The sequence below is a fragment of the Enterobacter sp. MGH120 genome (genome assembly GCF_001037725.1).
Lineage (GTDB): Bacteria > Pseudomonadota > Gammaproteobacteria > Enterobacterales > Enterobacteriaceae > Enterobacter > Enterobacter hormaechei_C.
Window position 1 is genome coordinate 3,601,444 of the sequence record NZ_KQ089940.1, and the last position, 19,190, is coordinate 3,620,633.

19 protein-coding genes are annotated in these 19,190 nt (G+C 56.3%); 10 read left to right on the forward strand and 9 right to left on the reverse strand.

Annotated features, from left to right (window positions below; all coding sequences use genetic code 11):
* Positions 1 to 80 precede the first annotated feature (80 nt).
* From SK54_RS16815 to hutI, 3 genes are read right to left on the reverse strand one after another with little or no spacing between them, the layout of a single operon-like run.
* Complete coding sequence (locus tag SK54_RS16815) at positions 81 to 815, reverse strand: histidine utilization repressor (RefSeq protein ID WP_017384945.1); 735 nt, start codon at positions 813 to 815, stop codon at positions 81 to 83.
* Between the two features lie 19 nt (positions 816 to 834).
* The gene (gene hutG, locus SK54_RS16820; protein WP_032647757.1) at positions 835 to 1,773 is read right to left on the reverse strand and encodes a formimidoylglutamase; all 939 of its coding nucleotides are present in this window, start codon (positions 1,771 to 1,773) and stop codon (positions 835 to 837) included.
* Positions 1,770 to 2,993 (reverse strand): imidazolonepropionase, encoded by a 1,224-nt coding sequence (hutI, locus tag SK54_RS16825; protein WP_015571093.1) that lies wholly within the window; start codon positions 2,991 to 2,993, stop codon positions 1,770 to 1,772. The genes hutG and hutI overlap by 4 nt, the downstream gene beginning before the upstream one ends.
* Before the next feature lie 223 nt (positions 2,994 to 3,216).
* Here hutI and SK54_RS16830 point away from each other — a divergent pair, with 223 nt between their 5' ends.
* A complete protein-coding gene (locus SK54_RS16830) occupies positions 3,217 to 4,500 on the forward strand; it encodes a putative acyl-CoA thioester hydrolase (protein WP_047063387.1) in 1,284 nt (427 codons plus the stop codon).
* Between the two features lie 103 nt (positions 4,501 to 4,603).
* Here SK54_RS16830 and pgl read toward each other — a convergent pair whose 3' ends face one another.
* Positions 4,604 to 5,599: a 6-phosphogluconolactonase gene (gene pgl, locus SK54_RS16835; protein ID WP_015571095.1), complete on the reverse strand. Its 996-nt coding sequence runs from the start codon at positions 5,597 to 5,599 to the stop codon at positions 4,604 to 4,606.
* A gap of 119 nt (positions 5,600 to 5,718) precedes the next feature.
* Here pgl and SK54_RS16840 point away from each other — a divergent pair, with 119 nt between their 5' ends.
* Positions 5,719 to 6,537 (forward strand): pyridoxal phosphatase, encoded by an 819-nt coding sequence (locus tag SK54_RS16840; RefSeq protein WP_017384949.1) that lies wholly within the window; start codon positions 5,719 to 5,721, stop codon positions 6,535 to 6,537.
* Here SK54_RS16840 and modC read toward each other — a convergent pair whose 3' ends face one another.
* The 4 genes from modC to SK54_RS16860 form a co-directional block, all read right to left on the reverse strand.
* Complete coding sequence (gene modC, locus SK54_RS16845) at positions 6,538 to 7,596, reverse strand: molybdenum ABC transporter ATP-binding protein ModC (protein ID WP_017694124.1); 1,059 nt, start codon at positions 7,594 to 7,596, stop codon at positions 6,538 to 6,540. It lies immediately after the preceding gene.
* Positions 7,596 to 8,288 carry a molybdate ABC transporter permease subunit gene (modB, locus tag SK54_RS16850; protein WP_003858545.1) on the reverse strand — a complete coding sequence of 231 codons (693 nt, stop codon included), beginning with the start codon at positions 8,286 to 8,288 and terminating at the stop codon, positions 7,596 to 7,598. The genes modC and modB overlap by 1 nt, the downstream gene beginning before the upstream one ends.
* Positions 8,285 to 9,061, reverse strand: a complete 777-nt coding sequence (gene modA, locus SK54_RS16855; RefSeq protein WP_017384951.1) for a molybdate ABC transporter substrate-binding protein — start codon at positions 9,059 to 9,061, stop codon at positions 8,285 to 8,287. Before modA ends, modB begins: the two co-directional genes overlap by 4 nt.
* A 178-nt stretch (positions 9,062 to 9,239) precedes the next feature.
* Positions 9,240 to 9,392, reverse strand: a complete 153-nt coding sequence (locus tag SK54_RS16860; protein WP_003858549.1) for an AcrZ family multidrug efflux pump-associated protein — start codon at positions 9,390 to 9,392, stop codon at positions 9,240 to 9,242.
* Between the two features lie 127 nt (positions 9,393 to 9,519).
* Between SK54_RS16860 and modE the strand changes: the two genes are divergently transcribed.
* The 7 genes from modE to gpmA all read left to right on the forward strand — a co-directional run bounded on the left by modE (position 9,520) and on the right by gpmA (position 17,328).
* Positions 9,520 to 10,308: a molybdenum-dependent transcriptional regulator gene (gene modE, locus SK54_RS16865; RefSeq protein ID WP_045337861.1), complete on the forward strand. Its 789-nt coding sequence runs from the start codon at positions 9,520 to 9,522 to the stop codon at positions 10,306 to 10,308.
* A 67-nt stretch (positions 10,309 to 10,375) separates the two neighbouring features.
* Positions 10,376 to 11,848 carry a molybdate ABC transporter ATP-binding protein ModF gene (gene modF, locus SK54_RS16870; protein ID WP_048247639.1) on the forward strand — a complete coding sequence of 491 codons (1,473 nt, stop codon included), beginning with the start codon at positions 10,376 to 10,378 and terminating at the stop codon, positions 11,846 to 11,848.
* 201 nt (positions 11,849 to 12,049) lie between these two features.
* On the forward strand, positions 12,050 to 13,066 hold the full coding sequence (gene galE, locus SK54_RS16875) for a UDP-glucose 4-epimerase GalE (protein ID WP_003858554.1): 1,017 nt from the start codon (positions 12,050 to 12,052) through the stop codon (positions 13,064 to 13,066).
* Between the two features lie 9 nt (positions 13,067 to 13,075).
* Complete coding sequence (gene galT / locus SK54_RS16880; protein WP_017384954.1) at positions 13,076 to 14,122, forward strand: galactose-1-phosphate uridylyltransferase; 1,047 nt, start codon at positions 13,076 to 13,078, stop codon at positions 14,120 to 14,122.
* Between the two features lie 2 nt (positions 14,123 to 14,124).
* A complete protein-coding gene (gene galK / locus SK54_RS16885) occupies positions 14,125 to 15,273 on the forward strand; it encodes a galactokinase (RefSeq protein WP_023324336.1) in 1,149 nt (382 codons plus the stop codon).
* Positions 15,267 to 16,310, forward strand: a complete 1,044-nt coding sequence (gene galM, locus SK54_RS16890; RefSeq protein ID WP_045328178.1) for a galactose-1-epimerase — start codon at positions 15,267 to 15,269, stop codon at positions 16,308 to 16,310. The genes galK and galM overlap by 7 nt, the downstream gene beginning before the upstream one ends.
* 265 nt (positions 16,311 to 16,575) lie before the next feature.
* Positions 16,576 to 17,328, forward strand: coding sequence for a 2,3-diphosphoglycerate-dependent phosphoglycerate mutase (gene gpmA, locus SK54_RS16895; protein WP_006809557.1), 753 nt, complete (start codon positions 16,576 to 16,578; stop codon positions 17,326 to 17,328).
* 61 nt (positions 17,329 to 17,389) lie between these two features.
* Here gpmA and aroG read toward each other — a convergent pair whose 3' ends face one another.
* Complete coding sequence (gene aroG / locus SK54_RS16900) at positions 17,390 to 18,442, reverse strand: 3-deoxy-7-phosphoheptulonate synthase AroG (RefSeq protein ID WP_048247641.1); 1,053 nt, start codon at positions 18,440 to 18,442, stop codon at positions 17,390 to 17,392.
* A 304-nt stretch (positions 18,443 to 18,746) separates the two neighbouring features.
* Between aroG and SK54_RS16905 the strand changes: the two genes are divergently transcribed.
* Positions 18,747 to 19,106 (forward strand): protein YbgS, encoded by a 360-nt coding sequence (locus SK54_RS16905; protein ID WP_045343756.1) that lies wholly within the window; start codon positions 18,747 to 18,749, stop codon positions 19,104 to 19,106.
* Positions 19,107 to 19,190: the final 84 nt, after the last annotated feature.

Genomic DNA, 19,190 nt, shown 5'->3' on the forward strand with positions numbered 1-19,190 from the left:
TAGACAAGCACACACAAGGTCGGATTTAACAAAAAAGATACAATTTTGCTATATTGCGTTAGCGATCACGCTTATAAAACTTATGACATAAAGTGGCCCTGCAACCGGTAGCGATTCCCCGGGAATAGCAGCTTCGCATGCGACACAATTTGCGAGGACGACCAGGTACGACGGCGGATCAGCAGACAGGGATCGTGCTCTTTAATACGCAACAGCTCGCACTCCTGCGGCGTGGCGCGCACGGCTTCCACGATATGCTCCCCTTCCGTCAGCGGGGCGACGAGCGAGAGATACGCATGCGGTGTGGTTTGGGTGTAATCCTGGCTCAGGTAATCCGGTATCCGCTCCGCGTTGACGCAGCGATCTTCAATCTGGACCGGAATGTCGTTCTCATAATGCACCATCACCGAATGGAAAATCCGGGTGCCCTCGGTAACGTTCAGCTCGATGGCCTGTTCGGCGCTGGCCTGCGTCTCTTCAAGCACCAGCACCTCGCAGTGGTGCTGATGGTTGCGGGCGGCAATTTCATCGGCAATGCTGCGGATTTCAAACAGCGCCGACTGTCCTTTTGGCTCGGCGACAAAGGTTCCGACACCCTGCAAACGCACCAGCAACCCTTCATCGGTCAGTTCACGCAGTGCGCGGTTGATGGTCATTCGGCTAAAGCCAAACTGCGCCACCAGCTCGGCCTCGGACGGAATGCGGTCGTGCGGGCGCCAGACGCCGGCGGCGATTTTTTCGCTGATCGCCTGCTTCACCTTTTCGTAAAAAGGCGCGGGAGGGCTCGGCTGCGGCAGGGGCGAGCGTGAAAACATCATGACTCCTTGAATGTTGTTATGCCCACCAGTGAGCAATTTGCCAGGCCAGTCGGGCGGCGAGCTTAGCGCCCTGACCGTCCCGATCGTAGTGCGGATTAAATTCCACCAGATCCGCCGCCTGTAGTTTACCGCTTCGGCAGATACGCTCAATCACCGGGAACAGATCCAGCGCCGGGATCCCCAACGCCGCAGGGGCGGACACGGCGGGCATTTCTGCGGCAGGCAACACATCAAGGTCAACGGTGAGATAAACCCGGTCTGCCTGCGCAAGCACGCTATCCAGCGCGGATAGCGCATCCCGGCGAAAATCGAGATCTTCAACCAGCGTCACGTTCAACCGCTCAGCTTCCTCCCACAGCGCCTGAGTATTCGCCGCACGGCTTACCCCCAGGCAGGCGTAGTGAAACACCCGCGACTGAGACGCGCAGTAGTGCGCCAGCTGGCGGAACGGCGTGCCGGACGTTGCCCGTTCGGCCTTGCGTAAATCGAGGTGCGCATCCAGGTTGATCACCGCAAGGCGATCGTTCGGAAAGGCGTCCAGCACGCCGCGCCCGTGCGCCCAGGCGGTTTCATGTCCACCGCCGAAAACCAGAGTACGCATCCCGGATTGCTGGCACGCGGTTATGGCCTCGCTCAGCGCCTGCTGTGCCGCCTCCAGCGCGCGGCCTTCAACATAAATAGCGCCCATATCCACGAGGCGCGCATGACCCTGATGGCTCGCCATATTCGCCAGCGCGCCACGCAACACATCGGGCGCCTGTGCAGCACCGGGCCTGCCCTGGTTACGCTTAACCCCTTCATCACATTCAAAGCCCAGCAGGGCGATGCCTGACGGCGCGGGAGAAAAGTGTTCGCGCTGCTGTATGGTTTGGAAGAGACGTTTCGCGGTGCTGGACTCGGCGCTGTCGTCACGACCCTGCCAGACCTGCGGAGAAACGGGATGCCACAGTTTCATGCTACCTGCCCCCGAAACACGCGTTGATACATAGGATTCCGCCCCGGCTCGTAAACCATCTCAACCGGATGATTCGCCTCCCAGACGACGAAATCAGCCACATAACCTGGCTTTAACTGCCCGTGCGTCGCACCACGTCCTAGCGCCTGCGCCGCATGCCGCGTCACGCCAGCCCAGGCCTCTTCCGGCGTGAGGCCAAACTGGACGCAGGCCATGTTCATTGCCAGATGCAGGCTGGCAAACGGGCTGGTGCCCGGATTGTAGTCGGTAGCCACCGCCATCGGCACGCCCTGCTCTCTCAGCTGCGCCACCGGTGGACGCTGGCGCTCCTGAAGAAAATAGAACGCGCCGGGGAGCAATACCGCCACCGTGCCGCTTTGCGCCATCGCCTGAATACCTGCATCATCGAGATACTCAATATGATCGGCCGACAGCCCTTTATACTGGCTGACCAGCGCCGCGCCGCCGAGATTCGACAGTTGTTCTACATGCCCTTTTACCGGGATCCCGAGCGCGGCGGCGGCCCGGAACAGGCGCTCGGTTTGCGCCGGGGTAAAGCCGACGTTTTCACAAAACACGTCCACCGCTTCAAATAACTCTTTTTGCCACAGCGTGGGCATGATCTGCTCACAGACCAGCGCCAGATAGGCATCCGGATCCTGTCGGTACTCGGCAGGAACGGCGTGCGCGGCCAGCAGCGTCGGGCTGATATCGACCAGATTATTCAGGCTGAGCTGGCGGGCAACCAGCAGCATTTTCTCTTCGGCTTCGGCATTCAGTCCGTATCCCGATTTGATTTCAACGGTCGTTACGCCTTCATTCATCAGCCGCTGGAGTCGCTGCTGCGCCACCGTCAGGAGCGTTTCCGGCGAACTGTTGCGGGTGGCCGTGACCGTGGCGTTAATTCCGCCGCCCTGCGCGCTAATGGTCTGATATGACACGCCGTTAAGCCGTTGCTCCCATTCCGCTGCGCGATCGCCGCCGAACACCAGATGGGTGTGGCAATCGATCAGGCCGGGGGTAACCAGACGCCCGTCGAGATCGACACACTGACGATGCCCGGAGGGGATCTCGGATTCAGGAATAATGGCCAGAATCGTCTGGCCGCGCACAACGAGGGCATGTTGTTCTCTCAGGCCGTAGGGCTCCGCCTCACCTGTCGCCAGGGTTGCCAGTCGCGCATTTCGCCATATCACATCATCGGGATGAAGCTGCTGCATGTGCCTTCCACTTGTCATGGGTTGTATAGACATTTATTTTCATCTGCCGCCTGCTGTCAACCGCATTGGGGGAAAATGTTATTTATTTGTGATGACTTTCCCGTCGCCTGCGGGCAAAAATGCAACTTTTCCGGTTTTTATCTTCCCGTTTCGCTCAACTTAGTATAAAAAAGCAGGCTATTTCGTCTATCCAGATAAGACTTGCATACCCAGGAGCATTACCTTGAATATTTCCAGGATTTCCCGTCTGGCGTTGGCACTCGCCTTTGGCGTGACTTTATCCGCTTGCAGTTCAACACCACCGGATCAGCAACCTTCTGAGCAGGTTGCTCCGGGCACCGCTTCCCGTCCGATCCTGTCAGCGGCTGAAGCGAAGAACTTCACCCGTGCGCACTATTTCTCGGCGATGGATCCCAATGCAGCCCCGTGGACGCCTTCTTCTATTAACCTGCCGAAACAGCCAGACTTCGTTGTAGGCCCGGCCGGGGCAGAGGGCGTTACACACACCTCTATTCAGGCAGCCGTTGATGCCGCAATTACCAAACACAGCGCATCTCGTCAGTACATTGCCATCCTGCCGGGTGAATACGAAGGAACCGTTTATGTTCCGGCGGCACCGGGAAGCATTACGCTTTACGGCTTGGGCGAAAAAGCGGTCGACGTAAAAATTGGCCTGGCGATTGATTCAGAGATCGACAGCACCACCTGGCGCCATCTGGTGAACCCGGCCGGTAAATACATGCCAGGTAAACCGGCGTGGTATATGTTTGATAACTGCCAGCGCAAGCGTACCGCCACCATTGGCGTGATGTGTTCGGCGGTATTCTGGTCACAGAACAATGGCCTGCAATTGCAGAACCTGACCATTCAGAACACCCTGGGCGACAGCGTTGACGCGGGTAATCACCAGGCCGTGGCGCTGCGCAGCGATGGCGACAAGGTACAGATTAACAACGTCAATATCCTGGGCCGCCAGAACACCTTCTTCGTGACCAACAGCGGCGTGCAGAATACCCTTCAGAACAACCGTCTGACGCGTACTCTGGTCACCAACAGCTACATTGAAGGCGACGTGGATATGGTCTCTGGCCGCGGCGCGGTGGTATTTGATAACACCGACTTCCGCGTGGTGAATTCACGTACGCAGCAGGAAGGTTACGTCTTTGCCCCGGCCACGCAGTCTAACCTGTTCTATGGCTTCCTGGCCGTGAATAGCCGCTTTACTGCTGCTGGCGATGGCGTGGCGCAGCTTGGTCGCTCTCTGGACGTGGACTCCGCCACTAACGGCCAGGTCGTGATCCGCGACAGCGTGATTAACGAAGGCTTTAACATGGCAAAACCGTGGGCGGATGCAGCGATCTCGAAACGTCCTTTCTCCGGCAACACCGGCACGGTGGATGATAAAGACAACGTGCAGCGTAACCTGAACGACGCTAACTTTAACCGCATGTGGGAATACAACAACCGCGGTCTGGGTAGCAAAGTGGTTGCTGAGCCGAAGCAGTAAAATGCCTGCTGCCGGGTGGCGGCTGCGCCTTACCCGGCCTACCTCATGCATTAACCGCGCATAAAAAAACCTCGCATTTGCGAGGTTTTTTTTCGTCTACGGATCAATGAGCGTTAATCACAACCCACATCGGCCCTTGTCCGACCGCATAGCGTCCTTTCTCTTCCAGTAGACCCTGCACGCCCTGGATTTCATAGAGCGCAATGTGGTGGGATTTCTGCCCCGCCGCAATCAGGTATTTGCCGCTGTGATCGACATTAAAGCCGCGCGGCTGGGTTTCTGTCGGCTGGAAGCCTTCAACTGCCAGAACGCTGCCGTCTTCAGAGACGCTGAAGATGGTGATCAGACTGGAGGTACGGTCACAGGCATACAGGTGACGGCCATCCGGCGTAATGTGAATGTCTGCCGCCCAGCGTGTGTCGGAGAAATCAGATGGCATCATGTCCAGCGTCTGTACGCACTCGATCTGTCCGTTAGGATCGTTCAGCTCCCACACGTCTACCGAGCTGTTCAGCTCGTTAACGACATAGGCATACTGCTGATTCGGGTGGAAGACCATGTGGCGCGGGCCTGCGCCTTCCACGGTGGTGACTTCCGCCGGGCTCTGCGCGACCAGATGGCCGTCATCGCTCAGGGTGAACAGGCAGATGCGGTCCTGCTTAAGCGCTGGCACCCACAGCGTGCGGTTATCCGGCGAAATGTTGGCGGAGTGGCAACCTTCTAGCCCTTCTACCACGTCGACGGTTTCAACGGGAATACCGTCTTCCAGGCGGGTGACGCTCACGCAGCCTGCATTGTAAGAGCCGCTGAAGATAAAGTTGCCTTTATGGTCAGTGGAAATATGGGTCGGGCTGCCCGGCAGCGGGGCTTCTGCGGTATAGGTCAGCGCGCCGTCGTCCGGGGAGATGCGGTATGCCAGCACGCGGAATTCCGGGCGTACGCCGACATAAAGAAAACGTTTATCCGGGCTGACGACCATCGGCTGCACCTGGCCTGGCACATCAACAACCTGAACCAGCGTAAGCGAACCTTCTGTATTCAAACGCCAGACATGGATCTGCTGACTTTCAGGACTGGCGGTATAAACGGTTTGTTTCATGAATACTCCTGATTATTTTTAACGGTGAATGCTGAATTGTAGTCCGGGATTTTGCAGGGTTCCGCTCTCGGTGTACCATCCCGACAGACCTTAAATTCAACATTAACCCGGAAGAAAAAATGACCTCGCGAGTGATTGCCCTGGATTTAGACGGAACACTGCTTACCCCTCAGAAAACCCTGCTCCCCTCTTCTCTTGAGGCCCTCAAACGAGCCCAGGAAGCGGGGTATCAACTTCTCATCGTAACGGGTCGACATCACGTAGCCATTCATCCTTTTTATCAGGCACTGGGCTTAGATACACCTGCAATTTGTTGTAATGGCACCTATTTGTATGATTATCAGGCAAAAAAGGTTTTAGCCTCCGATCCGCTTCCCGTTACGCAGGCGCTGCAATTGATTGATTTACTGGATGAGCACGCCATTCACGGCCTGATGTATGTGGATAACGCCATGGTGTATGAACGCCCTACCGGCCATGTGATCCGCACCAGCAACTGGGCTCTGTCTCTGCCGGAAGCGCAGCGTCCGGTGTTCACTCAGGTTTCCTCCCTGCGCCAGGCGGCGGAAGACGTCGACGCAATCTGGAAATTTGCCCTGACCGATGAAGACACCGCCAAACTGAATACTTTCGCAAAACATGTCGAGCATACGCTGGGTCTGGAATGTGAATGGTCCTGGCACGATCAGGTGGATATCGCCCGCAAAGGCAACAGCAAAGGAAAGCGTCTGACCCAGTTCGTCGAATCGCAGGGCGGATCAATGCAGGACGTAATTGCCTTCGGCGATAACTATAACGACATCAGCATGCTGGAAGCGTCCGGAACGGGCGTGGCGATGGGTAATGCCGATGACGCGGTGAAAGCGCGCGCTGACGTGGTGATTGGCGATAACACCACCGACAGCATCGCGCAGTATATTTATACCCACCTGCTGTAATCAGGCGGTTATGGAAACGCTCTTGATTTGCGCGTAAAGCCACAGGCCAGGCTTGATGCCCAGCTCATCCCTGGCCCACGGGCTGATGCGCGCCCACAGCGTTCTGTTGCCTACTTCCAGCTGCACTTCCACCTGGCCGTTATCATCAAAACACTGCGCCACTTTTGCGCGCAAAATATTGCGGATACTGGTTTGCAGCGGCGGTTGCAGGACCAGGGAGACATCCGACGCCTGAATGCGGATCCGTAACGTGGACTGAATCGGCGTATCGATTTTATTCACCCACAAATGCTGATCGCCCAGCGCCAGTGCGGTCATCGCGTAGTGCGGATGGTGCTCCAGCACGCTCACCTTCAGAATGCTGCTCTGCTGCTCCTTTGGCAGCCATGGATGCATAACGCTGCTGCCCCACACCTCCTCCAGATTGCCGAATGCCTTCACCCTGCCCGCTTCCAGCACCAGCACTTTGTCGGCCAGATGTAAGATCTCATCCAGCGAATGGCTGACGTAGAGCATTGGCACATTGATTTCCCGCGCCAGACGTTGCAGATACGGCAGCAGCTCGCGCTTGCGCGGAATATCCAGCGAGGCCAGCGGCTCATCCAGCAGCAACAGTTCCGGCGCGGTTAACAGGGCGCGGCCAATCGCCACGCGCTGTTTTTCACCACCCGACAGCGACGACGGCAGACGATCCAGCAGCGGTTCGATGCCCAGCAGCGCCACCAGCTTATCGAACTGTCCGGCCATGTTTTTTGCCATGCCGTAACGCAGGTTCCCGCGAACGCTGTAGTGCGGAAACAGGCGCGCATCCTGAAACACATAGCCGATACGGCGTTTGTCCGGTGACAGGCAGACCTTCTTCTCCGCGTCATTTAAGACGCGGTTATTTAGCACAATACGGCCAGACTGGGGACGCGTCAGGCCGCTAATCGCATTAATCAGCGACGTTTTCCCCGCCCCGGACACGCCAAAAATGGCGGTGATACCGCTGGCAGGCAGCGTTTCGTTCAGCGTCAGGGTGTGGCTGCCCAGGGTTTGCGTAAAGTTGAGTTCCAGCATCACGATTTCCCCATCCGTTCACGGCTGAGGCGCGCCAGCCACTCAGATACCAGCAGCGAGACCAGAGCGAGCACAATCGAAATAATACACAGCCGGGCCGCCGCACCTTCGCCGCCCGGGGTCTGAATCAGGGTATACATGGCCGACGGGATGGTCCGCGTCTCGCCGGGAATGTTCGACACAAAGGTGATGGTCGCGCCAAACTCACCCAACGAGCGGGCGAAGGCTAACACCGTACCGACGATAATGCCCGGTAACGTGAGCGGAAGCGTAATGGTCAGGAATACCCGCCAGCGGCCTGCGCCCAGCGTGCGGGCGGCCTGTTCTAACCGGATATCTACCCCTTCCAGCGCCAGGCGGATAGCGCGCACCATCAGCGGGAAGGACATTACTGCCGCGGCCAGAACCGCGCCGCGCCAGCTGAAAGCAAAGGTCAGTCCGAACCAGTCGTACAGCCATTCGCCGATAAAACCGCGCCGCCCCATGGAGATCAGCAGCAGATATCCGACCACCACAGGCGGTAAGACAAGCGGAAGATGGAGAACACTGTCGAGCAGGGCTTTGCCTGGAAACTTCACGCGAACCAGTAACCAGGCAAAGAACACCCCAAAGGGCAAACTCAGCGCAACCGCCAGGGAAGAGACTTTCAGGCTCAGCAGCACGGCCTGCCATTCAGGTTCGGTCAATATCATTCGTGAGTCGTAAATCCGTAACGTTTAAAGATCGCGGACGCTTCCGGCCCCTTCAGGTAGTCAACAAAGGCCGTCACGGTCGCATTTTTATGTCCATCAACTATCGCAACAGGATATTCTACTTTCTTATGCGAGTCTTCCGGGAAGGTGCCCACCACCTTCACACCTTTACTGGCGACGGCATCGGAGCCGTAAACGATCCCGAGTGGCGCTTCGTTACGCTCCACCAGCGCCAGCGCGCCACGCACATCTTCTGCGGGAGCCAGCTTCGGCGATAAGGTCTCCCATGCACCCAGTTTTTGTAGCGCTTCTTTCGCATAAATCCCGGCAGGAACATGCTCCGGATCGCCTACCGCCAGACGGCCACCGTTGAGCAGACGGGTCCAGTCCGTCTGTTTGTTGATGGCGATGTCGTCCTGCTTGCTGTTTGTGGGCGCGACCACCACCAGGCTATTTCCCAGCAGCGTTTCGCGGGTAGCCGTATCAACAGATTTTTTCTCCACCGCGTAATCCATCCATTTCTGATCGGCAGAGATGAACAGATCCGCGGGTGCCCCCGCTTCAATCTGGCGGGCCAGCGTGGACGAGGAGGCAAACGACGAGACCACCTCGACGTTTTTCTCTTTTTTGTATACCGCAGCAATATCCTGCATCGCGTTAGTCAGCGACGCCGCCGCAAAGACCGTGATTTTTCCTTCATCCGCCAGTGCGTGGGCGGTGAGTGAGAGAGTCAGCGTTGCCCCTGCGAAAAGGCGTACCCATGAACGTGCCATTTGAAGCTCCTGTGCGTGTCGTTATATACAAATAAATATAACGATATATCGCAGGCGTTCCTAGCGCTAAATCGTACCCATTAATGCGTAAACTCAAGGAACGTTGTAAAAGATATCGGCGGGAAAGGAATAAACTTGAGAGCAAAACGCCCGGGCTGGCCGGGCGTTTTGGAGGAAATCATTGCTGCTTTTTAGGCTGGTCACGACGATGACCAATGTTCGAAAAGACGTTGAACACTTCACCCAGGCCGTAGATGGCACCGAGGATGATAGCCATCACTACTGGCACCATGATTACCGCGAATACCAGACTTTTCAACAACTCTAACATGGTTTTCTCCAGATCTTGTGAACGGCTTATTCTACCCTGAAAAGTAAGAAAAACATCCCCTTTTGTGCGGTGCGCTTTCCGCCCCCGGGCATTTGGGTCACAATAGCCTTTTTACCGGGACACTGTTATGCAGGCCGAAATTCTCCTCACCCTACGACTTCAGCAGAAGCTTTTCGCCGATCCGCGACGCATCGCCCTGTTAAAACAAATAGAACAAACTGGCTCGATTAGCCAGGGCGCCAAAAACGCCGGTATCAGCTATAAAAGCGCCTGGGATGCGATTAACGACATGAACACCCTGAGCGAACACACGCTGGTTGAGCGCGCCACCGGCGGGAAAGGCGGCGGCGGCGCCGTGTTGACGCGTTACGGGCAACGTCTGATCCAGCTCTACGATTTACTGGCGCAGATCCAGCAAAAAGCATTTGATGTGCTGAGCGATGACGACAACCTGCCGCTGGACAGCCTGCTGGGCGCCATCTCCCGTTTCTCTTTGCAGACCAGCGCCCGCAACCAGTGGTTTGGTACGGTGACGGGGCGCGATCATTCGCAGGTGCAGGAGCATATAGAGATCCTGCTTGCGGACGGTACGACGCGCCTGAAAGCCGCCATCACCGCGCAAAGTGGTCAACGCCTTGGGCTGAACGAAGGACAGGAGGTGCTGGTATTACTCAAAGCGCCCTGGATCAGCATCGCACTCAACCCTGAGCAGGCCGCAGAGGCCGACAACCAGCTACGCGGGTGTATCAGCCACATCGAGCGCGGCGCAGAACAATGTGAAGTGCTGATGACCCTGCCGGATGGACAGTTGCTCTGCGCCACCGTTCCGGTGAACGACGCGACCGAATTAGACGAAGGTGCTGTGGTGACCGCATATTTCAATGCAGACAGGGTAATTATCGCCACATTGTGCTAAGCGCATTGACAACCCTGCTTACACTGAGTATCCCTGACATCTGTTGCTGCAAAAAATGGGATAACACATGTCATCATTGCATATTTCGCAAGGCACGTTTCGTCTTAGTGATACCCGTACCTTATCGCTGCCAGAGTTAACCCTTCGCGCCGGAGAAAGCTGGGCGTTTGTGGGCACGAATGGCAGCGGAAAATCCGCGCTGGCCCGCGCTCTGGCAGGCGAATTAACCCAACTGAAGGGTGAACGTCGGTGCACCTTTACCCGGCTGACGCGCCTTTCCTTCGAACAGCTGCAAAAGCTGGTCAGCGATGAGTGGCAGCGTAACAATACCGATTTGCTCAGCCCCGGCGAAGAAGATACCGGCCGCACGACGGCGGAAATTATCCAGGATGAGATAAAAGATCCTGCCCGCTGTCAGCAGCTGGCGGAGCAATTTGGCATTACCGCCCTGCTTAATCGCCGCTTTAAATACCTTTCAACCGGTGAAACGCGCAAAACGCTGCTGTGTCAGGCGCTGATGAGCGAGCCGGAACTCCTGATCCTGGATGAACCGTTTGACGGACTGGATGTGCAATCCCGCGCGCAGCTGGCAGCGTTGCTGGCGTCGCTTAACCAGCAGGGATACACGCTTGTGCTGGTTCTTAACCGCTTTGATGAGATCCCGGATTTCGTACATTATGCGGGCGTGCTGGCGGACTGTAGCCTGACCGAAACCGGCGAGAAAGCCGTACTGCTTCGGCAGGCGCTGATTGCACAGCTGGCCCACAGCGAGAAACTGGACGGTATTGCCCTGCCGGAGCCGGATGCGCCTTCAGCACGTCACGGGCTGGACCCTGACCAGCCGCGCATTGTGCTGCGCGATGGGCTGGTTGCTTACGACGATCGCCCTATTCTTAATCACCTCAGCTGGACGGTTAATCCTGGAGAGCACTGGCAGATCGTCGGCCCCAACGGGGCGGGTAAATCCACGCTGCTGAGCCTGATCACCGGGGATCACCCGCAGGGATACAGCAACGATCTCACCCTGTTCGGCCGTCGCCGCGGCAGCGGGGAAACCATCTGGGATATCAAAAAGCACATCGGCTATGTCAGCAGCAGCCTGCATCTGGACTACCGGGTGAGCACCACGGTGCGAAACGTGATCCTCTCTGGCTTCTTCGACTCCATTGGTATTTATCAGGCGGTATCCGACAAGCAGCACAAGCTGGCGCAGCAGTGGCTGGATATTCTGGGTATGGACAACCGGGTCGCCGATGCGCCATTCCACAGCCTGTCGTGGGGGCAGCAGCGGCTGGCATTGATCGTCCGCGCGCTGGTCAAGCATCCTACGCTGCTGATTCTTGACGAACCGTTGCAGGGGCTGGATCCGCTCAACCGTCAGCTGATCCGCCGCTTTGTGGATGTCCTGATTAGCGAAGGTGCAACCCAGTTGCTGTTTGTGTCCCACCATGCTGAAGATGCCCCGTCCTGCATCACCCATCGGCTGGAATTTGTGCCTGACGGCGAGCAATACCGCTACCTGCTGAGCAAAATCGATTAACGCGTGGAGGGCGCTGCCCTCCGCTTTTCAGACAACCTGCAACAATACATCTCTATCTCTTTGATCTACAATGCACTCAGTCTGAGAAAAAGCGCGTGTGAAAACCAGTGTAAACGATACCACTATTTTATCCCATGTCACACTTTTCGCGTCTCTGATATGCTATGGTTAATTCATACCATAAGCCTAATGGAGCGAAATATGCGAGTTCTGGTAACAGGTGGTAGCGGTTACATAGGTAGTCATACCTGTGTGCAACTGCTGCAAAGCGGCCACGATGTCGTCATTCTTGATAACCTGTGCAACAGTAAGCGCAGCGTGCTGCCGGTCATTGAACGCCTTTCGGGTAAACAGCCGACTTTCGTGGAAGGCGACATCCGCAATGAAGCATTGATGACTGAAATCCTTCACGATCACGCGATTGAAACCGTTATCCACTTCGCGGGCCTGAAAGCGGTTGGCGAATCGGTGGCAAAACCGCTTGAGTACTATGACAACAACGTCAACGGTACCCTGCGTCTGATCTCCGCCATGCGTGCGGCCAACGTTAAAAATTTTATCTTCAGCTCCTCCGCAACCGTCTACGGCGATCAGCCCAAAATTCCTTACGTTGAGAGCTTCCCTACCGGTACGCCGCAAAGCCCGTATGGCAAAAGCAAGCTGATGGTAGAGCAGATCCTGACCGACCTGCAAAAAGCCCAGCCTGAGTGGAGCATCGCGTTGCTGCGCTACTTCAACCCGGTCGGCGCGCATCCGTCAGGTGATATGGGCGAAGATCCGCAGGGCATTCCTAATAACCTGATGCCGTATATCGCGCAGGTTGCCGTAGGGCGCCGCGATTCCCTGGCGATTTTTGGTAACGATTATCCCACCGAAGATGGCACCGGCGTGCGCGATTACATTCACGTCATGGATCTGGCCGACGGCCACGTGGCGGCGATGCAGCAGCTGGCTGATAAACCGGGCGTGCATATTTACAACCTCGGCGCCGGAATCGGCAGCAGCGTGCTGGACGTGGTGAATGCCTTCAGTAAAGCCTGCGGCAAGCCGGTGAAGTATCACTTCGCTCCCCGCCGGGATGGCGACCTCCCGGCTTACTGGGCCGATGCCACCAAAGCGGATAAAGAGCTTAACTGGCGTGTCACCCGCACGCTTGATGAAATGGCACAGGATACCTGGCACTGGCAGTCGCGCCATCCGCAAGGCTATCCGGATTAAGGATTTGTCATGACGCAATTCAATCCCGTCGATCACCCGCATCGTCGTTTTAACCCGCTCAGCGGGCAATGGATATTAGTTTCACCGCATCGCGCCAAGCGCCCCTGGCAGGGGGCGCAAGAGACGCCGGCTAAACAGACGCTGCCGCAGCATGATCCGGACTGTTTCCTCTGCCCGGGCAATACGCGCGTGACGGGCGATAAAAACCCGGACTACCAAGGCACCTTCGTGTTTACTAACGACTTTGCCGCGCTGATGACCGATACGCCAGACGCGCCGGAAAGCCATGACCCGCTGATGCGCTGCGAAAGCGCCCGCGGCACCAGCCGCGTGATCTGCTTCTCGCCCGATCACAGCAAAACGCTGCCGGAGCTGAGCGTGGAGGCGCTGAAAGAGGTGGTCAGCACCTGGCAGGCGCAAACCGCAGAGCTGGGGCAGAGCTATCCCTGGGTGCAGGTGTTCGAAAACAAAGGCGCGGCGATGGGCTGCTCCAACCCGCATCCGCACGGTCAGATCTGGGCGAACAGCTTCCTGCCGAATGAAGCCGAGCGTGAGGACCGACTGCAAAAAGCGTATTTCGCCCAGAACGGTTCGCCGATGCTGGTGGATTACACCCAGCGTGAGCTGGCGGATGGCAGCCGTACCGTGGTGGAAACCGAGCACTGGCTTGCGGTGGTCCCTTACTGGGCGGCGTGGCCGTTTGAGACGCTGCTGCTGCCTAAAGCCCATGTTCAGCGCATTACCGAACTCAGCGACGCCCAGCGTGACGACCTGGCGCTGGCGCTGAAAAAACTGACCAGCCGCTACGACAACCTCTTCCAGTGCTCCTTCCCCTACTCCATGGGCTGGCACGGCGCGCCGTTTAACGGCGAAGAGAATCAACACTGGCAGTTACATGCACACTTCTACCCGCCGCTGCTGCGTTCTGCGACGGTACGTAAATTCATGGTGGGCTATGAAATGCTGGCGGAAACCCAGCGCGACCTGACGGCGGAACAGGCGGCAGAACGTCTGCGTGCCGTTAGCGACGTCCATTACCGCGAATCAGGAGTCTAAAAATGAGTCTGAAAGATAAAACACAATCCCTGTTTGCTGAGAAATTTGGCTACCCTGCCACCCACGTTATCCAGGCGCCTGGCCGCGTTAATCTGATTGGCGAGCACACCGACTATAACGACGGTTTTGTCCTGCCGTGTGCCATCGACTACCAGACGGTGATCAGCTGCGCGAAACGCGACGATCGTCATGTGCGAGTGATCGCCGCGGATTACGGCAACGAAATTGACGAATTTTCCCTCGATGCGCCGATCGTGACCCACGACAGCCAGCAGTGGTCGAACTATGTTCGCGGCGTGGTGAAGCACCTGCAAAAGCGTAACAAGAATTTCGGCGGGGCCGATCTGGTGATCAGCGGCAACGTGCCGCAGGGGGCGGGATTAAGCTCTTCCGCATCGCTGGAAGTGGCGGTCGGCACCGTGTTCCAGCAGCTTTATCATCTGCCGCTGGACGGGGCGCAAATCGCCCTCAACGGTCAGGAAGCGGAAAACCAGTTCGTAGGCTGCAACTGCGGCATTATGGATCAGCTGATTTCCGCGCTGGGCAAGAAAGAACATGCTTTGCTGATTGACTGCCGCTCCCTCGGGACCAAAGCGGTTCCGCTGCCTAAAGGGGCGGCTGTGGTGATCATCAACAGCAACTTCAAACGCACCCTGGTGGGCAGCGAGTACAACACCCGTCGCGAACAGTGCGAAACCGGCGCGCGCTTCTTCCAGCAGCCAGCCCTGCGTGATGTCTCACTTGATGAATTTAACAAGGTTGCCCACGAGCTGGACCCGGTTGTCACGAAGCGCGTGCGTCATATACTGACGGAAAATGCCCGTACCGTAGAAGCCGCCTCCGCGCTGGCAAAAGGTGACCTGAAGCGGATGGGCGAGCTGATGGCCGAATCGCATGCCTCCATGCGTGACGATTTCGAAATCACCGTGCCGCAAATCGACACCCTGGTTGAAATTGTGAAAGCCACGATTGGCGACAAAGGCGGCGTGCGTATGACCGGCGGCGGATTCGGCGGGTGCGTCGTCGCCCTGGTGCCGGAAGAGCTGGTCCCTGCCATTCAGGACGCGGTGGCTAAACAGTACGAAGCCAAAACGGGCATCAAAGAAACTTTCTATGTCTGCAAAGCATCACAAGGAGCCGGACAGTGCTAAACGAAACACCAACACTCGCACCGGATGGTCTGCCGTATCGCCTGTTAACCCTGCGCAACAGCGCCGGGATGGTGGTTACGCTGATGGACTGGGGCGCAACGTTACTTTCTGCCCGCGTACCGATGCCTGACGGCAGCGTGCGCGAAACCCTGCTTGGCTGCGCATCGCCGGAGCAGTATATCGAGCAGACCGCTTTTCTGGGCGCATCCATAGGCCGCTACGCTAACCGCATCGCCAGAAGCCAGTTTACGCTGGACGGCGTAACGTATTCCCTGCTTGCCAGCCAGGGCGAAAATCAGCTGCACGGCGGCCCGGAAGGGTTTGATAAACGTCGCTGGAAGATTGTGCAGCAAAATGACGGTGAGGTCTGGTTCTCTCTGGACTCCCTCGATGGAGACCAGGGCTTCCCGGGCAATCTCACCGCAACCGCGCGCTTCACCCTGACCGAAGATAATCGCATCGCCATTGAGTACCGCGCGACCGTCGATAAGCCGTGCCCGGTCAACCTGACTAACCACGCCTATTTCAACCTTGACGGTAATCAGACCGATGTCCGCAGCCACAAACTCCAGATCCTGGCGGATGAGTATCTGCCGGTCGATGAGATGGGTATCCCTTATCAGGGGCTGAAACCGGTAAGCGGAAATAGCTTTGATTTCCGTCAGCCGAAAACCATTGCTCAGGATTTCCTGAGTGATGACGATCAGCGCAAGGTGAAAGGCTACGACCACGCGTTCCTGTTGCAGGCAAAAGGCGATCTTTCTCAACCTGCCGCACAGGTCTGGTCTGCTGATGAGAAGTTACAGATGACGGTCTACACCACCGCCCCTGCCCTACAGTTCTACTCCGGTAACTATCTGGAGGGTACTACGGCGCGTGAACATGACGCCTACGGCGCCTGGCAAGGACTGGCGCTGGAGAGTGAGTTCCTGCCGGACACGCCTAACCATCCTGAATGGCCGCAGCCGGACTGCGTGCTACGTCCGGGTGAAGAGTACGTAAGCGTCACCGAGTATCATTTCATTCCGCGCGCTTAATGTCCGGCGGCGCACGGGCCTACGAATATAGGCCTGATAAGCGAAGCGCCATCCGGCAAAAAAGACTGGCCCTCATCGCGAGGGCTTTTTTATCTCCGCCTTGCTGAAAATAGCGGCGATCGCAGACAAAATCATAACCCTGGATTCACATGCATCTTACACTCTCGAACTATTTTCGCTATGGTTAGGGTTAAGCGTTGCTGCTGGCACAGTCACGGCAATATAATGAGAATTGTTATCATTCAAAATGCTTGAGGAGTAAGAAATGGCTAATACTAAGCTTGTCCTGGTGCGCCACGGCGAAAGCCAGTGGAACAACGAAAACCGCTTCACCGGTTGGTATGACGTTGATCTGTCCGAGAAAGGCGTGAGCGAAGCAAAAGCGGCAGGTAAACTGCTGAAAGAAGAAGGCTTCACCTTTGACTTTGCTTACACCTCTGTGCTGAAACGTGCCATCCATACCCTGTGGAACGTTCTGGACGAGCTGGATCAGGCCTGGCTACCGGTTGAGAAATCCTGGAAACTGAACGAGCGTCACTACGGTGCGCTGCAAGGTCTGAACAAAGCGGAAACCGCAGAAAAATACGGTGACGAGCAGGTTAAGCAGTGGCGTCGTGGTTTTGCGGTCACGCCTCCAGAGCTGAGCAAAGATGACGAGCGCTATCCGGGCCACGATCCGCGTTACGCGAAGCTGACTGAGGCTGAACTGCCGCAGACCGAAAGCCTGGCGCTGACCATCGACCGCGTTGTGCCTTACTGGAACGAAACCATTCTGCCACGCCTGAAAAGCGGCGAGCGCGTCATTATCGCTGCTCACGGTAACTCCCTGCGTGCGCTGGTGAAATACCTGGACAACATGGGTGAAGATGAAATCCTCGAGCTGAATATCCCTACCGGCGTGCCGCTGGTGTACGAGTTCGACGAAAACTTCAAGCCAGTTAAACATTACTACCTGGGTAACGCCGACGAAATCGCTGCAAAAGCGGCGGCCGTGGCGAACCAGGGTAAAGCGAAGTAATATTCCCCGGACATAAAAAAAGCGTGGAGCAATCCACGCTTTTTTATTGCCCGGGACAAACTTAGCCGCGACGCGCTTTAACCGCATCCGCCAACTGACGCAGGATCGCATCGGTATCGTCCCAGCCAATGCAGGCATCCGTCACGCTCTTACCGTAGACCAGCGGCTCGCTGCCCTCCAGGTTCTGGTTGCCTTCCACCAGATGGCTCTCAATCATCACCCCAATCACTGCGCGTTCACCGCTGGCGATTTGCTGACACACATCTGCGCCGACTTCCATCTGCTTTTTAAACTGTTTGCTGGAGTTGGCATGGCTGAAATCGATCATCACCTGCGGTGCCAGACCCGCTTTCTCCAGCCCTGCTTTTACCTCCGCTACGTGTTTAGCACTGTAGTTAGGCTCTTTACCGCCGCGCAGTATAATATGGCAATCGCCATTACCGCTGGTATTCACGATAGCGGAGTGGCCCCACTTGGTCACCGACAGGAAGCAGTGCGGCGCGCCAGCCGCATTAATGGCGTCAATAGCGACTTTAATGGTGCCATCAGTGCCATTTTTGAAACCCACCGGGCATGACAGGCCAGACGCCAGCTCACGGTGAACCTGAGATTCCGTCGTACGCGCGCCAATAGCGCCCCAGCTCATCAGGTCAGCCAGATACTGCGGGGTGATCATATCGAGGAATTCTCCGGCAGCAGGCAGCCCGCTGTCGTTGATCTCCAGCAGCAGCTTACGCGCAATGCGCAGGCCGTCGTTGATCTGGAAACTGTTGTCCATATGCGGATCGTTGATCAACCCTTTCCAGCCCACGGTGGTACGCGGTTTTTCGAAATAAACGCGCATCACGATTTCCAGTTCGCCTTTCAGCCCTCCACGCAGGGCGAGCAGACGGGACGCATACTCTTTGGCCGCAGCAGGATCGTGAATGGAGCACGGCCCAATGACCACCAGAAGACGATCGTCGCTACCTTTCAGGATCTTGTGGATCGCCTTGCGGGCATGAGACACCGTGTTGGCGGCATTTTCGGTGGCGGGGAATTTTTCAAGGAGCGCTACGGGAGGCAATAACTCATTGATCTCTTTAATGCGTAAATCGTCGTTCTGATAATTCATCTTCTTTCCGGCTCTGCCATATCTTTAGTAATGAAAGCAATCCTTTCAATCTAACTTGTCGGCCACGAAGTGTAAACGGGCTTTTACACTTCGCGCAGATAATTCCTGGAATTCGCCTAAAATACACAACAAAATAGCGAAAAATGAGATCTGGCCTAAGCTTTTTACTTGTAACGACTGTTTTTAAATATTTATACGCGATTCCATCCTGACATAAATCAGGAAACTGGGATCTTTCGCCACTGAACAAGATGCACTGTTGGAGAATGTTATCCAGCGTAACGATAAGAACAGGAGCACCATGATGAAAATGACGAAACTGACTACGCTTTTACTTACGGCAACCCTTACTCTGGCAAGCGGTAGCGTACTGGCTGCTGACGCAGGCTCATCCGGCAGCAACGGCGACGCGAATGCCGCTGCCGAAGCAGGCCAGGTTGCGCCGGATGCAAAACAGAATATTGCGCCAAACAATGTTGATAACAGTAATATCAACACGGGCAATACCAACACCGGCGGGACGAACACAGGCACGATGAACCATGAGGGTATGACTACCGACGAGGTTCATAAAAACTCAGTGTGTAAAGACGGGAAATGCCCGGACCCGAATGACAAAGTAGGCAGCGATGCCAATACCAAAACGGACGGTACTACCCAGTAACCTTCCGTAAGGTAAAACAGGGAGAGCGAATGCTCTCCTTTTTTATTTAAGCTCTTAAAAACGCTACACTAAAAATAATAATAA